Source organism: Psychrobacter sp. APC 3279 (genome assembly GCF_030407795.1).
In the GTDB taxonomy this organism is placed as follows: domain Bacteria; phylum Pseudomonadota; class Gammaproteobacteria; order Pseudomonadales; family Moraxellaceae; genus Psychrobacter.
Genome location: NZ_JASDCR010000018.1, coordinates 1 through 20738 on the forward strand (window position 1 = coordinate 1; position 20738 = coordinate 20738).

General features: G+C 43.8%; 18 protein-coding genes and 1 pseudogene. 9 read left to right on the plus strand and 10 right to left on the minus strand.

Translation table 11 applies throughout. The annotated features are described in order from the left end of the window. The 3 genes and pseudogenes from QL898_RS10385 to QL898_RS10395 all read left to right on the plus strand — a co-directional run. Positions 1-110, plus strand: a pseudogene (locus QL898_RS10385) (IS1595 family transposase); the annotation flags it as partial. Between the two features lie 209 nt (positions 111-319). Next, positions 320-2017, plus strand: coding sequence for an ATP-binding protein (locus QL898_RS10390; protein WP_102093131.1), 1698 nt, complete (start codon positions 320-322; stop codon positions 2015-2017). A 204-nt stretch (positions 2018-2221) separates the two neighbouring features. Continuing rightward, on the plus strand, positions 2222-2401 hold the full coding sequence (locus QL898_RS10395; protein ID WP_201548390.1) for a hypothetical protein: 180 nt from the start codon (positions 2222-2224) through the stop codon (positions 2399-2401). Positions 2402-2439: 38 nt separating this feature from the next. On the opposite strand, the gene QL898_RS10400 is transcribed toward QL898_RS10395, so the two are convergent. Then, positions 2440-3915, minus strand: coding sequence for an ATP-binding protein (locus QL898_RS10400; RefSeq protein WP_290176740.1), 1476 nt, complete (start codon positions 3913-3915; stop codon positions 2440-2442). Positions 3916-4341: 426 nt separating this feature from the next. Between QL898_RS10400 and rpsP the strand changes: the two genes are divergently transcribed. From rpsP to rplS, 4 genes are all read left to right on the plus strand, one after another. Further along, positions 4342-4611 (plus strand): 30S ribosomal protein S16, encoded by a 270-nt coding sequence (rpsP, locus tag QL898_RS10405; protein WP_290176741.1) that lies wholly within the window; start codon positions 4342-4344, stop codon positions 4609-4611. 165 nt (positions 4612-4776) lie between these two features. Next, positions 4777-5310: a ribosome maturation factor RimM gene (gene rimM / locus QL898_RS10410; RefSeq protein ID WP_290176742.1), complete on the plus strand. Its 534-nt coding sequence runs from the start codon at positions 4777-4779 to the stop codon at positions 5308-5310. Positions 5311-5387: 77 nt separating this feature from the next. Next, on the plus strand, positions 5388-6152 hold the full coding sequence (trmD, locus tag QL898_RS10415) for a tRNA (guanosine(37)-N1)-methyltransferase TrmD (protein ID WP_290176743.1): 765 nt from the start codon (positions 5388-5390) through the stop codon (positions 6150-6152). A 205-nt stretch (positions 6153-6357) separates the two neighbouring features. Further along, a complete protein-coding gene (gene rplS, locus QL898_RS10420; RefSeq protein ID WP_290176744.1) occupies positions 6358-6777 on the plus strand; it encodes a 50S ribosomal protein L19 in 420 nt (139 codons plus the stop codon). Positions 6778-7016: 239 nt separating this feature from the next. On the opposite strand, the gene QL898_RS10425 is transcribed toward rplS, so the two are convergent. Next, positions 7017-7577, minus strand: a complete 561-nt coding sequence (locus QL898_RS10425) for a DUF4442 domain-containing protein (RefSeq protein WP_290176745.1) — start codon at positions 7575-7577, stop codon at positions 7017-7019. A gap of 512 nt (positions 7578-8089) precedes the next feature. On the opposite strand from QL898_RS10425, the gene QL898_RS10430 reads away from it, so the two are divergent. Beyond that, on the plus strand, positions 8090-9613 hold the full coding sequence (locus QL898_RS10430) for a DUF3360 family protein (protein ID WP_290176746.1): 1524 nt from the start codon (positions 8090-8092) through the stop codon (positions 9611-9613). A 154-nt stretch (positions 9614-9767) separates the two neighbouring features. After that, positions 9768-11612: an excinuclease ABC subunit UvrC gene (gene uvrC / locus QL898_RS10435; RefSeq protein WP_290176747.1), complete on the plus strand. Its 1845-nt coding sequence runs from the start codon at positions 9768-9770 to the stop codon at positions 11610-11612. Between the two features lie 134 nt (positions 11613-11746). Here uvrC and QL898_RS10440 read toward each other — a convergent pair whose 3' ends face one another. The 8 genes from QL898_RS10440 to urtA all read right to left on the minus strand — a co-directional run bounded on the left by QL898_RS10440 (position 11747) and on the right by urtA (position 20724). Then, complete coding sequence (locus QL898_RS10440; RefSeq protein ID WP_102093125.1) at positions 11747-12319, minus strand: dihydrofolate reductase; 573 nt, start codon at positions 12317-12319, stop codon at positions 11747-11749. A gap of 64 nt (positions 12320-12383) precedes the next feature. Beyond that, a complete protein-coding gene (locus tag QL898_RS10445) occupies positions 12384-13253 on the minus strand; it encodes a thymidylate synthase (RefSeq protein WP_290176748.1) in 870 nt (289 codons plus the stop codon). 148 nt (positions 13254-13401) lie between these two features. Beyond that, positions 13402-14286, minus strand: coding sequence for a prolipoprotein diacylglyceryl transferase (gene lgt, locus QL898_RS10450; protein WP_290176749.1), 885 nt, complete (start codon positions 14284-14286; stop codon positions 13402-13404). A gap of 320 nt (positions 14287-14606) precedes the next feature. Next, complete coding sequence (urtE, locus tag QL898_RS10455; protein WP_057761967.1) at positions 14607-15305, minus strand: urea ABC transporter ATP-binding subunit UrtE; 699 nt, start codon at positions 15303-15305, stop codon at positions 14607-14609. A 78-nt stretch (positions 15306-15383) separates the two neighbouring features. Then, positions 15384-16238 carry an urea ABC transporter ATP-binding protein UrtD gene (urtD, locus tag QL898_RS10460; protein ID WP_290176750.1) on the minus strand — a complete coding sequence of 285 codons (855 nt, stop codon included), beginning with the start codon at positions 16236-16238 and terminating at the stop codon, positions 15384-15386. Beyond that, complete coding sequence (gene urtC, locus QL898_RS10465) at positions 16238-17308, minus strand: urea ABC transporter permease subunit UrtC (protein ID WP_201549058.1); 1071 nt, start codon at positions 17306-17308, stop codon at positions 16238-16240. Before urtC ends, urtD begins: the two co-directional genes overlap by 1 nt. A 10-nt stretch (positions 17309-17318) precedes the next feature. After that, the gene (gene urtB, locus QL898_RS10470; protein ID WP_290176751.1) at positions 17319-19157 is read right to left on the minus strand and encodes an urea ABC transporter permease subunit UrtB; all 1839 of its coding nucleotides are present in this window, start codon (positions 19155-19157) and stop codon (positions 17319-17321) included. A 214-nt stretch (positions 19158-19371) separates the two neighbouring features. Continuing rightward, complete coding sequence (gene urtA, locus QL898_RS10475) at positions 19372-20724, minus strand: urea ABC transporter substrate-binding protein (protein WP_201549056.1); 1353 nt, start codon at positions 20722-20724, stop codon at positions 19372-19374. Positions 20725-20738 lie beyond the last annotated feature (14 nt).

The window sequence follows — 20738 nt, forward strand, 5'->3', positions numbered from 1 at the left end:
AAGAACATTTTCACCTCTATTTAAAGGAATGTGAGTGGCGTTTTAATCACAGTGACCCAAAGTCGCAATTACTACAATTAAAACAATGGGTTAAACAGGGTTTGAACTAGTTATCTAGGACAGCCCCCTCATTATTATAGACGCTGACTAAATATATGTCATACATATAAGTCTTTGGATGATTGCTGCATATGAATTAAAATGCGGTAATTAAAAGTCTATCTCTATTCGATCATGCTCGATATCATCAAACACATAGCACTATCTATATGTTTGATGATATTAGCAATCCCTATTTATTAAGTTGGTCACGGCACGTATGTCATTAGTCTCTTCTTTAAAACACAGTATTTTTGTTCGTATCTATGCTGGGCTACTTATAGTATGCTTGTGTGTGGCACTCTTTGCGCAGTTATTGATGGATACCATCAATAAGGAGCGTGTGCAGTCCTATCGTGAAAATATGGCAATGGGGGCGTTCCATTTGGTGAGTGAAGGAATCTCTCACCAAAATAGCGAGGAAGAGCGTGAATATTGGTTATCAGATGCGAGCAGTTTGTTTGGTACTACTTTTAAAGTCTTGCCTATTGACGAAGTAGACTTTAGTGCCAGTGAGCTACGCCGCTTTAAAAATGATAATACCGTTGTACGTTATTTTAACCAGCCTGTATATGCAGATGTTTATTATCGTTTGCCGGATAACAAGAGTGTTTTAACAGCGAGAATCTCTCAAGTTACCGAACAGCAAGTGCGGGCAATCGCGGTCTTTTTGTTAGACGATTTGTCTTATCACATGACACTGTCGGACAAACGCGCACGTTTGGCTGAATTGGAGAAAAAGTTTTCTTTTCCTTTAGCGTTCAAAGCAGTCAATACACTTGAGTTAGATTCAGATCAGATGTCTCGTCTGCGTCGTGATGAAGTGGTCATATCGCTGCAAGATACTAACAGTAGTACGAGTAACTCTGCGATTAGGGTAATAGTACCCTCTGAAATCAATGATATGGCAATTTTGATTGGGCCTATACCGTTATTTAATTGGTTCCCGCTTAACTTAATTATTAGTATGATTCTTATTAGCATGTTCCTAATTAGCTTAGGTGTATATGCGCTCATCTTCCCGCTTGAACGTAAGCTACAATTGATTCAGGTAGGTGTGAATGAGGTCAGTCAAGGTAACCTTGATATTCAAGTACAGGTTATTGGTCAAGATGAAATAGCACGTTTGTCAGCGACTTTTAATGCCATGACCTCGCATATTAAGCGTTTGATTGAATCACAGCGAGAGCTTACCCGAGCGGTTTCACATGAGCTTCGTACGCCAGTGGCTCGTATTCGATTTGCAGTAGATATGCTTGCTGATACGGATGACGAAGACTCACGTTTTATGCAGCGTGATTATATTGATGAAGATATTGAGTCGCTTAATGGTTTGATTGATGAGATTTTGACCTATGCTAAGCTTGAGGAAGGGTCACCAAAGTTAGATTTAGAACCAGTGAACTTAAGAGAACTGTTAGAGCAGATCGAGCGCGAAACCAATGCACTCGGTAAACCGATTAAAATAGTAACCAGTTTGCCAAATGCAAAAGTAACAGCAGTGGCGGACAGACGCTACTTACACCGTGTGATTCAGAACCTTGCAGGTAATGCGTTACGCTATGCAGAAACAACCATTATTATTAGTGCTGGTGTCAAAAAAGGCAATGCCTTCGTCAGTGTCGAAGATGATGGACATGGTATTCCTGAAGCGGATCGCGAAAAAGTATTCATTCCATTCTCACGCTTAGATGACAGCCGTACACGCGCGTCAGGTGGCTACGGTTTAGGCTTGTCTATTGTATCGCGCATTGCCTTTTGGTTTAATGGTAGTATGAAGGTAGATGAGAGTCGTGAATTAGGCGGTGCAAGGTTCGTAATGACATGGCCTATTAAACCATTGACGCAAATTCTTGCTGCTGATGAGTTAACGCAAGAGAAAAGCGAGCGTGACTTCGATACTAAGTTGTCAGATTAAACCAAGTTATAGGGCTAAGCTATAAGAGCAAGCTATCAGACTAAATCATCAGACTAAATCATCAGACTACGCCATAATTATTAGTCATGATACTAAAGACAATCAGCGCCATTTTAATGGTATAGCACGATAGCGCTTTATAGCCAGGTGACGCACTTGTCGCTATTTTTAAGACAGTTGGGCAATGTCATAGGAGGGCATAGGATGCCATATTTATTTGGTGGCTTGGTAGTGTTGAATGCGATTACGCTAGGCTATTATTTGTTCTTAAAACAGCCGTCAACGACCCAAACACTACAAGCAGCTCAGGCTGAAATTACCCAGCCATTAGCTTTTACTAACAGTGCTGAGTATATCCCGCCGGCTATTGGTAGCAAAGACTAGTTTTGACCTCTTTGCTTATTTAGCTTGAAGTCTGATGACTATTTTGACTCAGGCACCGTACTGCCTACCTCAGTCACTTCGTCTATGTCAGCCGCTAGCCTAGTATCTCCAGCGACTTTGGAGAGTAGGGGAATACGTACGCATACTTGTAGCCCACCTTCAGGGTGGTTAATGGCTTCGACGGTACCGTGATGTAATCGTGCAATACGATCAACAATCGCAAGACCTAGTCCGCTACCTTGAGTAGTCCGTGCTGTTTCTCCACGTTCAAACGGTTGCATAATCCGCTCTAATTGATCGTCAGCGACGCCATCACCGCAATCACGCACACAAATTACTAATTGTTCTTGTGCTTCTTTGTTCACCACATTTTCGCTGACCACATCCGTATCTTCGTCTTCCACAGTGTCTATAAATGTCGGTACGACCGTTGCCGATAAATAAATAGGTGGTTTTCCATAACGATTGGCATTATTGACCAAGTTGATAATCAAGCGTTTAATAGACAATGGCCTTACAGGAACGACCTTGTCGCACTCTGATTCATATACAAACTTCATTGGCGCAAACTGCACCATGATTTCGTTAAATATGATGTCTAAATTGGTCAGACTGACTGGCTCATCAGAACCATCTTTCATAAATGAGATGAATTGCTCCAAAATAGCATCCATATCCTCAATATCGTAAATCAGCCCTTCACGGAAAAAGTCATCTGGTAGCATCTCTGCGGTCAAACGCATACGAGTCAGCGGGGTGCGCAGGTCGTGTGAGATACCGGCGAGCATAATCGTTCGCTCTTTCTGAGCTTGATTTAATGTCGTAAACAGTCGATTAAACGCCATATTAACCTGACGTATTTCTGTGGGGCCTTTTTGAGTTGGCAGTGTAGTTGCATGACCAAGACGAATATAATTAGTAGCTGCGCGCTGTAAGTAGCGTAGAGGACGATTTAACTGACGGGCTAATAGAATAATCGTTAGCAGCGATAGGATAGGCAGTCCAATCAAGAATAGGACTAATAACGTTGGGCTATATTGTGAATAGTAAACCACAGGCTCACGTATCCAAAAACTGCTATCACGGCTATCTTGTACCCATAGCTGGGGTGTTGGCTTAAATTTAAAATAAACTTCTACAGGGCGACCGAGCTGTGCACCGATTTCACGTTGTAGTACGTCAGTGAAAAAGCTCACGAATGGCTTGTCAGCGACTTCTGGAAAGTCGCTCGGATTATTTACCACGACGACATGAGAGTGCTGGTAAATCCATTGGCGTACTTCGGGACGACCTTGCCAGTCTTTATTAACACTATTGATCAGCTGCAACTCACTCGTCAAATAACGCGCATGGTTTTTTAACTCTGGCAGATACAGACTACGCCAAAAGAACAAAATTGATAAGCTCACACTAATAAGCACGATAAAGGCAACCATCAAGGTCGTTAGCCAAGTGTTGGAATAAGAGCGTGGTAGCCAACTTTTACGACGTGGCTTTGAGTTTGGAGAAATCATATGTGTCCAACAGAGTAAAAGAAAAATTATTGTGATATAGCGTGTAGTTTTCTGAATATAATCGTTTTAAGGCTAGTCCATGCATCAATCTATAGCGATATATCATAGAATAGCATAACCAATAAATAGTACTGATACAGTATGCAATCGACGAGCGAGCCAGATAGTTATCGGAATAGATGTAAAGTTAAGCTTAAGGATAAATGTATTTAGTAATCATCTATTTTTCAAAGAGAGCGATAGTAATCTATAGAACCTAAAGAAAAACTGTAAAAATGAGCCATTATCATCAGTTATATTTTACTTAGGCCGACATTTAAGCTATTGTTAATAAATAATTAAATATGCACAGTTTATGTTTTCAACAAATAAAGACTGTGATATAATTATGCCCTTTTTGGTATACCTGCGAAAGAGAGAATTCACATGGTTGTTATTCGTTTAGCACGGGGCGGTGCCAAGAAACGCCCATTTTATCAAGTAGTTGTTGCTGATCAACGCCGCGCGCGTGACGGTCGCTATATTGAAAACATCGGCTTTTTTAACCCACTCGCTAAAGAGTCTGAAGAAGCAGTACGCCTAAACATGGAAGCGTACAATGCGTGGATCGCAAAAGGTGCACAACCTTCAGATCGCGTTGCTTCATTAGCAAAAGCTTACAACAAGTCTGCAGCTCAAATTGAAGCAACTGCTTAAGTTTTGGTTGTTACTGAGACGTTCGTAGCAAAACTATGACATGACTCAGTAGACTTTAGAATACATAGCGTAACTGGTCTGACCAGGGTGCGCCATTAACTGTTTATCGCTTTTGACGCAATTGTTTTTGCAATTGCTGTTTTAATCATTGTTAGGTTAGCTGCTATGTCATCCACTCCAAACACTAGTGCCCTTATGAAAATTGGTCAGCTTAAGAAGCCTTATGGCATTAAAGGCTGGCTTTGGGTATTCAGTGATACGGATGACCGTACAGCAATATTCGACATGAAGCCGTGGTGGATGAAAACTGCCACTGGCATGAAACCTTTAACTGTGAAGGCTTGGCGTGAGCAAGGAACAGGAATTGTGGCTCAATTTGAGCAGATTCCTGATCGTAATGTTGCTGAGACTATGAACGGTGTTACCGTTTGGGTCGAACAAAACGTTCTACCTGAAACAGCTGAAGACGAATATTATTGGTCGGATTTGGTCAGTCTGCGCGTGATGAACGAGCAGGATGAGTATCTAGGTAATATCACTGAAATGTTTGAAACCGGTGCCCATGACATCATGCGTGTAACGGCAAATTCAGACAGTTTGGATAATGAAGAACGCCTGATTCCATGGCATAAGCAGACTGTGATAGAAGTCAATATGACTGAAAAAACAGTGCTTGTGGCATGGCCGAGTGATTACTGATAGCGTTTCTGGCTTTTTAGTCAGACATTATTAGTACTTACACCGATTGTTTTAGCCTTAACGCAAGTAGACATCAGATGTATTTTGCCGTAATTAGTATTTTTCCTGAGATGTTTGCCACGATTCGTGAATTTGGAATCACGGGCCGAGCAGTGACTCAAGAGCAAGTTACGATTGAATGCATTAATCCACGTGATTATACCACCGATAACTATCGCCGTATTGATGAGCGCCCTTATGGGGGTGGTCCTGGGATGGTGATGATGGCTGAGCCATTATCGAAAGCCATTGAGGATGCACGATTGCGTGCCAGTCAGCATGGTTGCCGTGTCGATAGTGAGCACTGTCCGGTGATTTATATGTCGCCGCAAGGACAGACGCTTAGTGAGAGTAGCGTAGTCAATATGACTGATTACGATGGCATGATTTTATTATGCGGTCGTTATGAAGGTATTGACGAGCGTTTACTATCACAATATGTCGACATGGAAGTATCGTTAGGTGACTACGTGTTGACTGGTGGCGAGTTGCCAGCAATGGTGCTGATGGATAGTGTGATACGTCGTCTGCCCGATATCATGGGTGATGACAAGTCAGCGGAGCAAGACTCTTTTGTCGATGGCTTGCTTGACTGTCCACACTATACTAAGCCGCATGAGTTTGCGGGTATGGCAGTTCCTGAGGTATTACTTTCAGGTCACCATGCCAATATCGCCAAGTGGCGTTTTAGTCAGCAAGTCAGTCGTACGCAAACGCGTCGTCCAGACTTATGGCAAGCGTTTACCCCAACGGTAGAGCAAACGAAGTGGCTGAAAGCATTGGCCAAAGCAGATAAAAAGTAGGTTTTTAAAATCTAACTTTATCGTTACCAAGTTTGATAAACAGTTAAGAAACAGAATTTTGAGCAATAATAAAACGAGTCATAGCATAGTGGCCGTTGGTTATAACCCATTTACGTTGTGTCTCACTATAAAGAGATGCGATTAATTATTACAAACAGGTGATATGCGTCAAGCCTCTATTATCTAATGTGAGGAGATAACTCTCATGAGCAACAAGCATCCATTGGTTCAGGTCATCGAAAATGCTCAATTGATTGAGCGCCCAAGCTTTGCACCCGGCGATACCGTTGTGGTACAAGTAAAAGTACGTGAAGGTGAGCGTGAGCGTTTACAGGCTTTTGAAGGCGTTGTAATTGCTAAGCGTAACCGCGGTTTAAACTCAGCGTTTACCGTACGTAAAATTTCAAGCGGCGTTGGTGTTGAGCGTGCATTCCAGTTGCACTCACCAATCATCGATAGCATTGAAGTGAAACGCCGCGGTGCTGTTCGCCGTGCGAAACTGTACTACTTACGTGAGCGTTCTGGTAAATCAGCACGTATCCGCGAAAAACTTGCGCCACGTCCAGCTCAGAAAAAGACTGATGCTGGCGTACCTGATGCCGTTGATACTGCACCTGGTATTTAAGCACAAGTTTGCCGTTTTGAGTTAGTCCTATAATTTTAGGATTGGCTCAAGACAAGGTAATAGTAGATACAAGCCCTTATTCATAGGTTTATTTATAAATAAGCGGGCCATACCAAAAAAGACGAAACCCCAATCTATGCGAAAGCTAGATTGGGGTTTTTGTATGTATAGCATTAATAATTTGAGTTTTATCAGCTCTAATATTACCTGCTCTAATAGTGCCAGTTGTAGGCTAAAGTTTATTGAGCATCAAATGTATCGATGCGATTGACTTGCTCTTTGGACTTACTGTATTTGCGCAGTCTGATGTATAAAGTCTTGGTGACAGTTGCAATAAGCTTTTGCTGCTCATCCACGATGTCGACTTTATACTCACGAAATACCGCTTCACCTTCTTTTGCCAGCTCTTGAATAGTGATGATTTCAGAGCTAGGTATTTTCATGCGTGCAGTGACTTTGTTATTACCAGGCGCAACAAAATCAATGTGCGAGCTTTTGTCCCAGACCACATAATTGCTACCCAGTTGATGCATCAGCATGAGCATATAAAAAGGGTCAACCATCGAATATAAGCTACCGCCGAACTGAGTACCGACGATATTTTTGTTCAGAGTGTTTAGTCCCATGCTTACCACGCACAAACCCTGATCGAGACTGACATGATCGATTTTGATACCTGCGCCAATGTATGGTGCATAAGTGTTAAGGCGCAGCTTTAATAAATGCGGTGTCAGCAATGGCATGATGCTTTGCTTGGCCCGACGCTTCAAAGTCTCAAGGTTGGTAGGTAATACGCTCATAAATTTGTCCTGTTGCCTTTTCTCAATTTTTTGATTGTATTAATAATGCGGTTTTAAACAGTATCACTGAGAAATAAATCAATAAAAAGTATTTATCATAATTAAAAAGTACTCAGCCCGCTAGCTCTAAAGCGTAACCAAAATGACATATTTATGCCCACTTACAGGTAACAATCGTTATTTATTATAACTATCTTTGCTATTCATCTATGTGATAAAAAATCATCTAGATGTAAATAATTATCAATAAAACGGTCGCTTATTCTAATTCAAAGTCTATAAAAGAGAGATTTTTTCCTCATGGTTTTCTATTAAGGTTAATTTTGTCTTAAATAGAAACTTTAGTTTATATATTATAATGAGATATATAGTATCTTTAAATGGTTTTAGGTTCGCATTTCATCAAGTCTTGGCATACAATAGTTCGCAGTTTGTAATAGGCGCTTTGGTCTATGACATTAGAGCAGAGCGTGTGCAGTTAATCAAAGACGTAATCGACACAAGGAAATGTGATGAGTAACCCTCAGACCCCCTCTTCAGGGTCTAATACGCCGACCTCGAACATAAACCACGACAATCAAGTACAAGGCAGTTATGTAGATTTGCATAAGCCCAGTTCTAGTTTCGACAGTCGTGATGCTTATTTAAACCATGAATTACAAATCATGCAGCCGAAACGCTGGCGTCCTAATTTACCATTCCGTGATTACCGTTTTGAATACGAAGATACTATTCCAGCAATGGCCGCGACCATCGGTAAAGTTGTTATGGTGGGCGCCATTGCAGCAACCTTTGCAGGTCCACTTGGCCTAGGTGATGCGTTTGTTCTAGAAAACGTGCGCTATGAGCTATTGATTGTCTCCTTCTTTATTATTTTATTTTCGGGCTTTTTATTGCCGACGGCCAACCTTGCTGGTACTCACGGTCCATTAATCCCTCTGATTCCTATTGTGGTAGCAGCTGGTGGGCACCCGATGGCCTTTGGTCTGCTTATTGGTGCTTTTGGTCTGCTCCTCGCAATTAGTAAAGGGGGGAGTCTGCTTGCTAATTTGACCAGTAAAGGTGTGTGCGGTGGCCTCTTGATTTACTTGGGCTTTATCGGAACGACGTCACAGGTCAAAAACCTCTTCGCTTGGGCAGAAGGGATTGGCATGTCGCATATTGCTTTCTTTATTATTCTGGCGACTATCCTACTGTATGCATTGCTTGAGCATTGGCAAAAACGCTGGCTCGCGGTTCCGCTAAGCTGTGTGCTGGGTGGTGGTCTTGCATTTGCATTGGGTGCACCTTTTGAGTTCAAAACAGCACCAGGATTACCAAACATGAACCCAATGTATTGGTGGGGCGAAAACACAGGTTGGATGTTAGGTCTGCCGACGATTGAAAGCTTCATTGTAGTACTGCCGTTTGCTATTTTGGCCGTGGCAATGTGGTCGCCAGATTTCTTGGGCCATCAGGTGTTCCAAAAAATCAGCTATCCTAAGCGTACTGAAAAAGTGCTTATGGATATTGATGACACCATGACTAGCGCATCATTTCGTCAGGTAGTCGGCTCTGTATTGGGCGGTGCCAACTTTGCGTCATCGTGGGGAACGTATATTGTTCCTGCAGCGATTGCTAAACGTCCGATTCCTGCTGGTGCTTTATTAACGGCTCTATTCTGTATCATCGCAGGGGTTTGGGGCTATCCGATGGATTTGGCCATTTGGCAGCCAGTGATGTGTGTGGCCTTGATCGTTGGGGTATTTATTCCATTACTAGAAGCTGGTATGGAGATGACGCGTGAAGGTAAAACCACGCAATCTGCTGCGATTGTGGTGTTTGCCTCTGCATTGGTTAACCCAGCCTTTGGTTGGTCGCTCACGTTGTTGCTTGATAACTTGGGACTGATTGGCTCTAAAGAACGTAGTGCAAATTTGACTAAAATGAGCCGCTGGATCATACCGGGTATTATGTTTGTGGTACTGACAGGCGTCATGGCTATCGTCGGTATGCTGCCGGGTATCCCAGCACTGATGGCAAACTTCCGTCATTAATAGTATGTGATTGTATAAACGATAATAGAACAAACTAAGCCGGCGAAAGCTGGCTTTTTTATGAGTAGCACTGCGATAATAATTGGCTTGTAAAACAATGACTCCCGCCCCATAACTAGCAGTATTACTAAGATTTTTAAGAGCAATAAATTCTATGGTTAATGTCTCAGAATCGAGTCCTATCGATGATAAAAAAGCCCGTCTTAAGCATTTGATTAAACGCCTTCCTAACTTGCCAGGAGTGTATAAGATGCTGGGTAAGAACGGCGATATATTATACGTTGGTAAAGCTAAGTCGCTAAAAAGCCGAGTAAATAGCTATTTTGCCAAAACGATTGATCATCCAAAGACACGGGCGCTAGTGGCGCGGATTCATAATATTGAGACTATCATCACGCGTAGTGAGACCGAAGCGCTGTTGCTTGAACAGAATCTGATCAAAGAGCATCGTCCACCTTATAATGTACTGCTGCGTGATGATAAATCCTATCTGTATGTGTTTATCTCAGCCGATAAGCCTTATCCACGCTTGGCTTATGGTCGCGGCAAAGGCAATCATCAAAAAGGTCGATTCTTTGGCCCGTTTCCCTCTGCACATGCGGCAAAAGAAACGTTGGTGTTGATGCAGAAGATGTTTCAAATGCGTCAATGTACCAATACCTTTTTTAAGCAGCGTCAGCGTCCTTGCCTTGAGTATCAGATTAAACGTTGCCGTGCGCCTTGTGTCGGTTTGGTATCGCCAGAAGAGTACGCAGAAGATGTGAACAATACCATCCGTTTTTTAAAAGGCGACTCTAGTGACATCCATAGTACGCTGATTGAAAAGATGGAAGCGTCAGCTGAGGCGTTAGATTTTGAAAAGGCGGTATTTTATCGCGATCAGCTGTCCATGCTACGTGAAGTACAAGCAAGGCAAGCAGTCTACACAGTACAAGGTGAGGCAGATGTGATTGCGATTGCCAGTCAGGCTGGCATGACCTGTGTGAACGTACTGACGGTACGTGGTGGACGTGTATTGGGTGGAAAAAATTATTTCCCAGATGTGGATAGTAGTGAGTCATTAGCAGACAATTTATCAGCCTTCATTACGTCATTTTATTTCCAAGTGACCGATGATTTGCCTGCCGAAATCATATTGAGCCATCAGATACCAGATCAAATGGCAGTGAGTGAAGCATTGGCAACGCACTTTGGTAATAAAGTAGTCATCAAGACCAATGTGCGTGAGCACCGTTCAGAGTGGCTGGACTTAGCCACATTGAATACCAGTAATGCACTAAAAACCAAGCTTGGCGATTATTTAGAGCTGCATGCGCGCTTTGGTGCACTAAAAGACGTATTGGCGACTGTCACAGATCGGACGATAGATCGCATTGAGTGTTTTGATATCTCTCATACAATGGGTGAAGCGACCATTGGTAGCTGCGTGGTGTTTGACCAAGGTGGCTCGCGCCGTCGCGATTACCGTCAGTATGCTATCCATGATATCCAAGGCGGCGATGATTATGCAGCGATGAAACAAGTGCTGACTCGACGTTATAAAAAGCAGCCATTGCCGGATTTGCTATTGGTTGATGGTGGTAAAGGTCAGCTTGGTATTGCTAAAGAAGTATTAACTGAGTTGAGTATTCTTGGTGACACCTTGCTCATTAGTGTGGCAAAAGGGGAAGGGCGAAAGGCTGGGCTTGAGGTATTGCACTTTATCGATCATGAGCCGTTAGATCTACCGATGGATAGCAAAGCACTGCATTTGCTGATGCATATTCGTGATGAGGCGCATCGTTTTGCGATTACTGCTCACCGTAAAAAACGCGATAAGCGTCGCTCGTCATCAGTGCTAGAGGTAATACCGGGATTGGGTGAAAAACGTCGTCGTGATTTGCTCAATCACTTTGGTGGTATGCAGCAGCTGCTTGGTGCTTCACAGCAGGAGTTGGCAGGCGTACAAGGTATCGGTCCCGTACTCGCAAAAACGGTTTATAAAGTATTGCACGAGTAATGGATTAGATATTATCAAGCAGCAGTTTCTATTGATTGTCTATAAATAAGACTGTGTGAAGATTAAACAAAAAAGGGGGCAGTCTTGGATAAGTAAAATTATCCAAGACTGCCCCCTTTTTTAATAGGCTTTTACTACTTATCAGTTTCTACTTTATAAGTCGTAAACTTAAAGCTTAAATCGCTTTTCTCATCGTGCATTTGCTCAGATTCGTCTGCTACTTTAAATCGTTCTGGCAACTCAGGATAAAATGCATCACCGTCTGCAATATCAGTATCTACATGAGTCAGCTCAATACGGTCGGTGTACATCAGAGCATCACTAAATACGCGCTCACCGCCAATTACCCAAATCGTATCGAGATGCGCGCCATGAGCAAGGCTAGCTGCTTGTGTCAGGGCATCATCTAAGTTGTGTACCACATAAGCATTGCTGCTATCTGCAAGACCTTTTGTCTCAGCATAATCCATCTGTGTCGTGACAATAAAGCTCACACGCTTTGGTAATGGTTTGCTACCCATCGACTCAAATGTCTTACGACCCATGATCACGATACCTTGAATCTTGCTATCATTTTCTTTGGTCGTCATGCTTTTGAAATGTTGCAAATCTGCTGAGATATGCCACGGTAGCTCATTGTTTTTGCCGATACAACGATTGCTACTAATAGCAGCGATTTGGGCAACTTCGGTATGGGCATAGCTCATAATATATCCTTTTTATTGTATTCTTAAGTTTTGCTCTTATTTAGCGTAGTTAACCAGACTAACTTTATACGGCAACTTTGGCTTTGATAGCAGGGTGCGACTCATAGTCGTTGACACTGATGTCTTCGTACTCAAACGCAAATATGTCTTTTACTTCATGGTTCAAAGACAACGTTGGCAGTTTATATAGCGAGCGTGTCAACTGTAGCTCGGCCTGCTCACGGTGGTTTTGATAGATATGGCAATCACCACCTGTCCAGACAAACTCTCCAACTTCTAGACCACACACCTGCGCGATCATATGAGTCAATAGCGCATAGCTCGCAATGTTGAAAGGCACGCCTAGGAATAAGTCAGCAGAACGCTGATACAGCTGGCATGACAGCTTATTGTCTGCGACAAAGAACTGAAATAACGTATGACATGGTGGTAGGGCTACTTGCTCTGCCTCACCTGGGTTCCAGCCAGAAACAATCAAACGGCGCGAATTCGGATTGGTCTTTATCTGTTCAACGACCTGTGCGATTTGATCGACGCCATCATCGTTATAGCTGCCGTCCGCACCTTTACTTGCTCCATAGTTACGCCATTGATGACCATAGATAGGACCTAAATCACCAGCAGGTCTGTTAAAGCGCGCGGTCTGTTCTGCTGTCGCCCACTCATTCCAGATACGAACGTTATTTTGTTGTAGATAATCGACATGAGTGCTGCCACTTAAAAACCATAATAGCTCATAAGCGATAGATTTAAAGTGAACCTTTTTGGTCGTTAGCAGTGGAAAGCCATCTGCTAAGTCAAAGCGTAGCTGCGCGCCGAAATGGCTAAGCGTACCCGTACCAGTACGATCGCCTTTTTCAGTGCCATTGTCGAGAACGTGGCGTAGTAAATCTAAATAGCCTTGCTCGTTATTACTTTGGGTGCCATTGATCATAAGATGCTCTTTAGTTACTGCTGACAGCGCATACAGGCTAGATGAGTAGTCGATATATACACTGTCATTATTGAAAGTATTGCTAGGGTAGGTGTTTTGACAGCTTACCCTATTTTAAGTCCTCAACCTTTATCACGAAAGGGTAGGCTTAATAAGCAGCTTGCTTACCCCAGTCGTAGATGCCGCGTTTGTAAGCGTAACCGATCAAGAACAGACCGACAATTATCATTGGGGCGCTTAGTATCTGACCTTTGGTCATCCAACCTAGCAAGATGAATCCTTGGTCGATGTCTGGCTGGCGGAAGAACTCAATGATAAAGCGGCTAAAGCCATAACCAAGCATAAAGACACCGGTCACTGCCATACGAGGACGGGGCTTTGATGAGTACCACCACAAGAATAAAAACAACAGAAGACCTTCTGCAAGGGCTTCATACAGTTGCGACGGGTGACGAGGCAACAGGTACTGACCATTGACTTCAGTCATAAGATCTTGTAGCGCAGGGTTGGCTTGTAGCTGCTGCATATCAACACTAGCGGCCTGCGGGAAGTAGGTCAACCAGTTATAGCCACCGTCAGAAACGCGGCCCCATAGCTCGGCATTGATGTAGTTACCAATACGTCCGAACAATAAACCAGTTGGTACACAGGGAACGACAAAATCGAGCACTTGGAAAGGTGTCTTTTTATATTTGCGGGCAAAATACAGCATACCCAACATGACACCAATCAGGCCACCATGGAATGACATACCGCCTTCCCAGACTTTGAACAGATAGGCAGGGTTTTGGAGCAGCTCACCGAACTGATAAAACAATACATAGCCGACACGGCCACCTAATATCACACCAAGTGCGCCAAAGAACACTAGGTCAGAGACCATATCTGTCGTCCAGCCTTCACGCTTGGTACTGCGATACCATGCCAGTCCGTAGGCGGCGGCAAATGCCAACAAATACATCAGCCCATACCAATGGACTTCGACAGGCCCAACTGCTAATGCTACAGGATCGTACTGAGGATGAATCATCATAAGGGCATCATAATATTGATAATAAAATGCTGACTATAATAGCAAATTTCGTTCGCTGGGCATACATAATTGCTCTGGTGCTAATCAGAGTGTATGAGTAATTTGAGTTTTTGAGATGGTACAGAATGTATAGGCTAAGAGTCAAAAAAGATAAGAAGTGAGTGAAAAAAGTGACTTTAATTAAGGAGTGTTTTCGTGATGATATGTAATCTTGGTAGCTAACAGCTTAGAATAAAACCGTGATTTCTGTTGTTTTAAGCGGTCACTACCAAGTGTTCGTAAATAAACGCAGTTAAGCAAATATAGCTAAGTAAATGCAGCTAGATGGCGACCAGATCTTGTACTTTATTTTCGACCATCGTATCGCCAGCACCTTGAGAAACTACTTTGCCGCGTGATAGCACCGTGTAATTATCAGCCAATTCTTCGGCGAACTCGTAAAACTGCTCAACCAGTACAATTGCCATGTCACCTTTGTCCGCTAAGTCACGTAGGACTCGGCCAATATCTTTGATAATAGAGGGTTGGATACCTTCAGTTGGCTCGTCTAAAATCAACACAGTCGGCTCGGAGGCTAAGGCGCGTGCAATGGCAAGCTGCTGCTGCTGACCACCAGACAAATCACCACCGCGGCGATGTTTCATCTCATCGAGTACGGGGAAAATATCGTATAAATGCTTAGGTACATGTTTGGCCTTACTGCGTGAAAACTTGGCCATACCAATTAATATGTTCTCTTCTACCGTCAGTGTCGAAAAAATATCGCGTCCTTGTGGTACATAAGCCAGTCCTGCTCGGACACGTTGCTCTGGAGACATTTTGCTGATGTCTTTATCATTAAGCAAAATCTCTCCTGATTTAATCGGTAGTATCCCCATCAGGCACTTAAGTAAGGTGGTTTTGCCCACGCCATTGCGTCCAAGCACCACACTGCACGCGCCTACGGGCGCTGTAAACGAGACGTCTCTTAAAATATGGCTGCCGCCGTAATACTGATTGATATCGTTCACTTGTAACATGGCTGTCTCCTAAACTCTAAAACTTTTCTAATGTTTTAAATGGAATATTCGTTTGGCTCGTCTAGATGATTCGTTCGGCTATCGACCTAAGTAGGACTCAATCACTGCCTCATTGGCTTGCACTTCAGCTAACGTACCTTCGGCTAAAATCGCCCCTTGTGCCAATACCGTGACTTTTTCACTGATAGCATCGATAAAGGTCATGTCATGTTCGACTACTACTAAAGTGTGGTTTTTTTTAAGACGCAAACACAGCTCGGCGGTATGCTCAGTTTCTGCATCAGTCATACCAGCCACAGGCTCATCAAGCAGAATTAGCTTGGGGCTTTGCATCAAAAGCATGCCAATCTCTAACCATTGTTTTTGCCCATGTGAGAGCAAACCAGCTGGCTTATTGATTTTGTCGGTCAGGCGAATCTGCTGTAGAGTCGCGTCAAGGGTATGGCGAGTATCGGCATCGAGTTTGTTAAACAAGCTTTTAACCACACGTTTGTCTTTCGGCGCAGCAAGTAGTAAGTTATCCATCACCGTAAAATTTTCAAAGACAGTAGGTTTTTGAAACTTACGGCCGATACCCGCTTCAGCGATTTGTTCGGTAGATAAGCTGGCAAGGTTGTGAGTCTGACCAAAAAACACGCTGCCTTCGGTAGGGCGGGTTTTACCTGTAATGACATCCATTAGCGTGGTTTTACCAGCGCCGTTGGGGCCGATGATACAGCGTAGCTCGCCTTCTTCGATATAGAGCGACAAATTATTGAGTGCGCGAAACGAATCAAACCAGACACTCACGTCTTCTAAGTACAGAGCAATACCATGGCTAAAGTCGACGCCTGATTTTTTGGGATGACTGAGACCGTCACGTCCATCAGTATGATCATATTCGGATAGTGCTTTGGTCGATTGTTCAGTCGATGAGGACTTATCGTTTAGCATTATTGTTTCTCCTTTTTGAATCGATCGAACAAGCCCATAATGCCATTGGGTAAAAACAACGTCACGACGACGAATAGTCCGCCTAAAATCAATAGCCAAAACTCAGGGTAGGCGACCGTAAAGTAGGTTTTTACAGCGTTTACCACACCAGTTCCTAAAATCGCGCCAATTAAGCTTCCTCGACCACCAGTCGCTACCCAGACGGCTATCTCAATTGAGTTCACTGGGTTCATCTCACTCGGGTTAATAATTCCGACTTGTGGTACGTATAGCGCACCAGCGACACCAGCGATGACGGCGGACAGCACCCAAGCGGATAGCTTGTACCACAACGTACGGTAACCTAAATACTGCAAGCGGTTTTCGCTGTCACGAATCGCACCAAGTACTCGCCCATAAGGCTGATTCATTAAATGACGCAAACCCATATAAGAGACTAACAATGCTAAGGCCGTGACAAAGCAAAGCATTGAACGAGTAGAGGCAGCGGTAATGTCATAGCCGAGTAAGGTGGTAAAACCAGTAAAGCCATTGTTACCGCCGAAGCCTGTCTCATTACGGAAGAACAGCAAGGCTGCTGCATAGACCATGGCTTGAGTGATGATGGAAAAATAAACGCCTTTGATTTTTGAGCGAAAGGCAAAAAAACCAAAGATAAAAGCAACCAAGCCAGGCACTAATACGACCAGTGCGACTGCCCACCAAAAATGCTGCGTGCCAGCCCAGTACCATGGCATCTCAGTCCAGCTCAAAAAGCGCATAAAGTCCGGTAAGCCATCACCTGCTGTCTCACGTGTTAGGTACATGCCAAACGCATAACCCCCTAAGGCAAAGTATAAGCCATGTCCCAAGCTCAAAATACCAGCATAGCCCCAGACGAGATCTAGTGCCAAAGCGACCATGGCTAAAGCCATGATTTTGCCAATCAGGGTAATCCAGTAGGCTGAAAGGTGAAAAGCTGAAGTCTCCGGCATAAGATGTAGCCAAGGCAGTATCAGTAGTACAGCAAAACATAAGCCAATTAAAACAGCACTACGCGGCGTATCAGACAGTAATTTGGTCAGTATCATAGGAGTCTCCTTATTCGACAAAGCGGCCTTTGAGTGCAAATAAACCTTGTGGCCGTTTCTGAATAAACAGAATCACAAGAACCAACAACACAATCTTAGCCAATACCGCACCGATACCAATCTCAAGTACCGTACCGCTGACTCCAAGTCCCAAGGCGGCTAGTACAGCGCCCCATACTTGTCCGACCCCGCCAACAACGACGACTAAGAATGTATCAATAATATAGGTTTGACCTAAATCAGGACCTACGTTGCCTACTTGAGCAAGGGCACAGCCAGCCATACCAGCCAGCCCAGAGCCCAGACCAAATGCCATCATATCGATACGTGCAGAAGGAATACCAACAGAACGCGCCATTTGGCGGTTTTGAGTGACGGCTCGTATAAACAGACCAAAGCGGGTTTTGTTAAGTAAGTAAACCAGTAGCGCCACGACGATGACCGTGAATACGATAATGGCAATACGGTTATAAGGTAGTACAAGGCTTGATGACACTTGATACGCGCCGCTGAGCCATGCCACGTTACTGACTTCAACGTTTTGCGCACCAAAAATCATCCGCACCAGTTGCATCAAAATCAGACTAACGCCAAAGGTCGCTAGTAAAGTCTCTAGCTCACGACCATATAGTGGGCGAATCACGATACGTTCAATAATCATACCGATGACAGCGCTGACTAAAAAAGCGGCTGGAATAGCGGCAAGCAAATACCAACCTGCCATATCTGGCATATAAGCTTGAAAGAAATTTTGCACCATATAAGTGGTATAAGCCCCAATCATAATCAGCTCACCATGCGCCATATTAATCACGCCAAGCAAGCCAAAGGTAATGGCAAGGCCAAGCGCTGCTAGTAGTAAAATACTAGCGGTACTCATACCGGTAAAGATATGACCCGTCCATGTGCTGATTTCGATACGGCGTGACACGCTAGATTCAGCATCGATAAGTGCAGCTTTAAGCGAGGCATCTAAGCCATCAGCCGCGAGGGCAGATTCAATATCGACCAAAACTTGTGGGTTATCACTATCTGCAAGTAGGTTCACAGCTGCGATTTGAGTGGGTAGGTCACCATTTTTGAAATCTATACGAGCCTGTAATGCGGTTAGTGCTTTTTTAACTTTAGTGTTGTCTTCATTTGCCGCTGCTGTCGTAATAGTTGCTGGATCTACTTGGTCAATATTGTCGGCCAAAATGTCCACAGCTTGTAGTCGCTGTGCAGGTTTGTCAGATGCTAGCTTTACCTTAGCTTGTCCAAAAATGAGCGCCGAGCGTAGCGCATTGGTCAAGGTGATTTGTGATAAGTCACTAGGCCAATCGGCTGTCTCTTCTTTATTGGGATAGGTAAATAACTGATCATCTTTATTCAGTAAATACGTTTGCCCACTGTTACCTTGATATAGCTCATCATTGGCAATGAATTCAACCAAGCTATCTAAACTTTCAACGGATCCTGGCCAATCACTTAACATGGTTTGACGCTTACTAAAATCACCCGCTACAAATTGTTGAATGGCATCGCCTGAACTTGTAGAAGTTACTGTTGAAATATTTGAGGTACCTGATGTGCTGGCTTGAGTAGAAGTAGCTACGTTGACAGGTGTGACCAAAGATTGCTCACTATGAGCAGTATTTGTATCGTCGTCATGTACCTGACCATCATGATCCGCATACGCTGTGGTGGTGAAAGTTGTTATGCATAATGCCATCAATGCAAGTAAACGCAGAGGCGCATAAATTGAAAAATGAGCCGCCTGCTGCATGACTTCACTGACTGATGCTTGTGGGTTGTTACCATTTTCGGACGATGTTTGCCCTACAAACGGGCGTAAAGTATGGTGCTGCATGTGCGGCTCCCTGTTTTTCACAGACAACAAACCCTTAGCCACTACTGCTTAGCGTACTAAGCGATAGAAGTATTGATAAGGTTTGGCGTTATTTAAAAGTTAAGAATAAGTGTGAAAAGTAGGCGTTAGGACGGTTATTGGTATCGTTTATCCATCCGCCTACTTTTCAGTTACTATATACGTGCTTTTCAGTACTGATTTATTTAGGGATAGCCTATTTAGGAATGTACTCGCTCCATGGCTGGGCTTGGATAACTTCTGGCGTTTTGAAAATCGTATCAAACTGTCCGTCGGCACGAATTTGACCAATCATGACAGGCTTCCATAGGTGATGGTTTTCTTCATCCATTTTTAGCGTGTAGCCAGAAGGTGCATCAAACGTTTGTCCCGCCATGCTGATACGCACTTTGTCGACATCAGTCGTACCTGCTTTTTCGACAGCTTGCTTCCACATGTTGATACCGACATAAGTCGCTTCCATTGGATCATTGGTCACGACTTTTTCAGCATTTGGTAGTTTTTGGTCCAATGCATACTGCTTATAGCGTTTGGTGAAGGCACTGTTGGTTGGGTTTTTGATCGACATAAAATAGTTCCACGCCGCCAAATGCCCTTGTAGCAGGCTGGTATCGATACCACGTAGCTCTTCTTCACCGACTGAGAATGCCATGACTGGAATGTCTGACGCTTTGATACCTTGGTTCGCTAGTTCACGATAAAACGGAACGTTTGAATCGCCATTGATGGTCGAGATAACCGCGGTCTTTTTGCCCGTTGAGAACTTTTTGACGTTAGATACGATGGTTTGATAATTGCTGAAACCGAATGGGGTGTATTCTTCCATGATGTCTGCATCAGCCACGCCTTTTGATTTCAAAAATGCCTTTAAAATCTGGTTGGTGGTGCGTGGATAGACGTAATCAGTACCTAACAACACAAAGCGCTCTGCACCGCCGCCTTCTTCGCTCATCAAGTACTCTACAGCCGGAATAGCTTGCTGATTTGGTGCCGCACCAGTATAAAAGATGTTTTCTGACTGCTCTTGTCCTTCGTACTGTACTGGATAGAACATCAACCCGTTTAACTCTTCAACCACAGGCAACACGGATTTGCGTGATACTGATGTCCAACCGCCAAAGATAACATCTACTTTGTCTTGAGTGAGTAGCTGACGGGCTTTTTCAGCGAATAGTGGCCAATCAGAAGCAGGGTCGACGACGACTGGTTCGAGTTGCTTACCGAGCACACCGCCATTGGCATTGATTTCATCAATCGTCATCAACGCGGTATCTTTTAGAGAAGTTTCAGAGATAGCCATGGTGCCAGACAGCGAATGTAGTATGCCGACTTTGATGGTGTCGCCATCAGCAGCAGGCTCGGTGGTCGTTTCTGTGCTGGTTTCAGCGGTTGTCTCTGTCGATGCCGCAGTTTCGGCAGGTTTTTGACAACCAATAAGACTTAAGCTGCCAACGACGGCCACCGCTAGTAACGAAAAACGCGATTTGATTTTTCCGTGTGATTGAGGGTCTACTACTTGAGTATTGGCTAAAATTGGTAACGAAAACATGGACATCTCCTAAT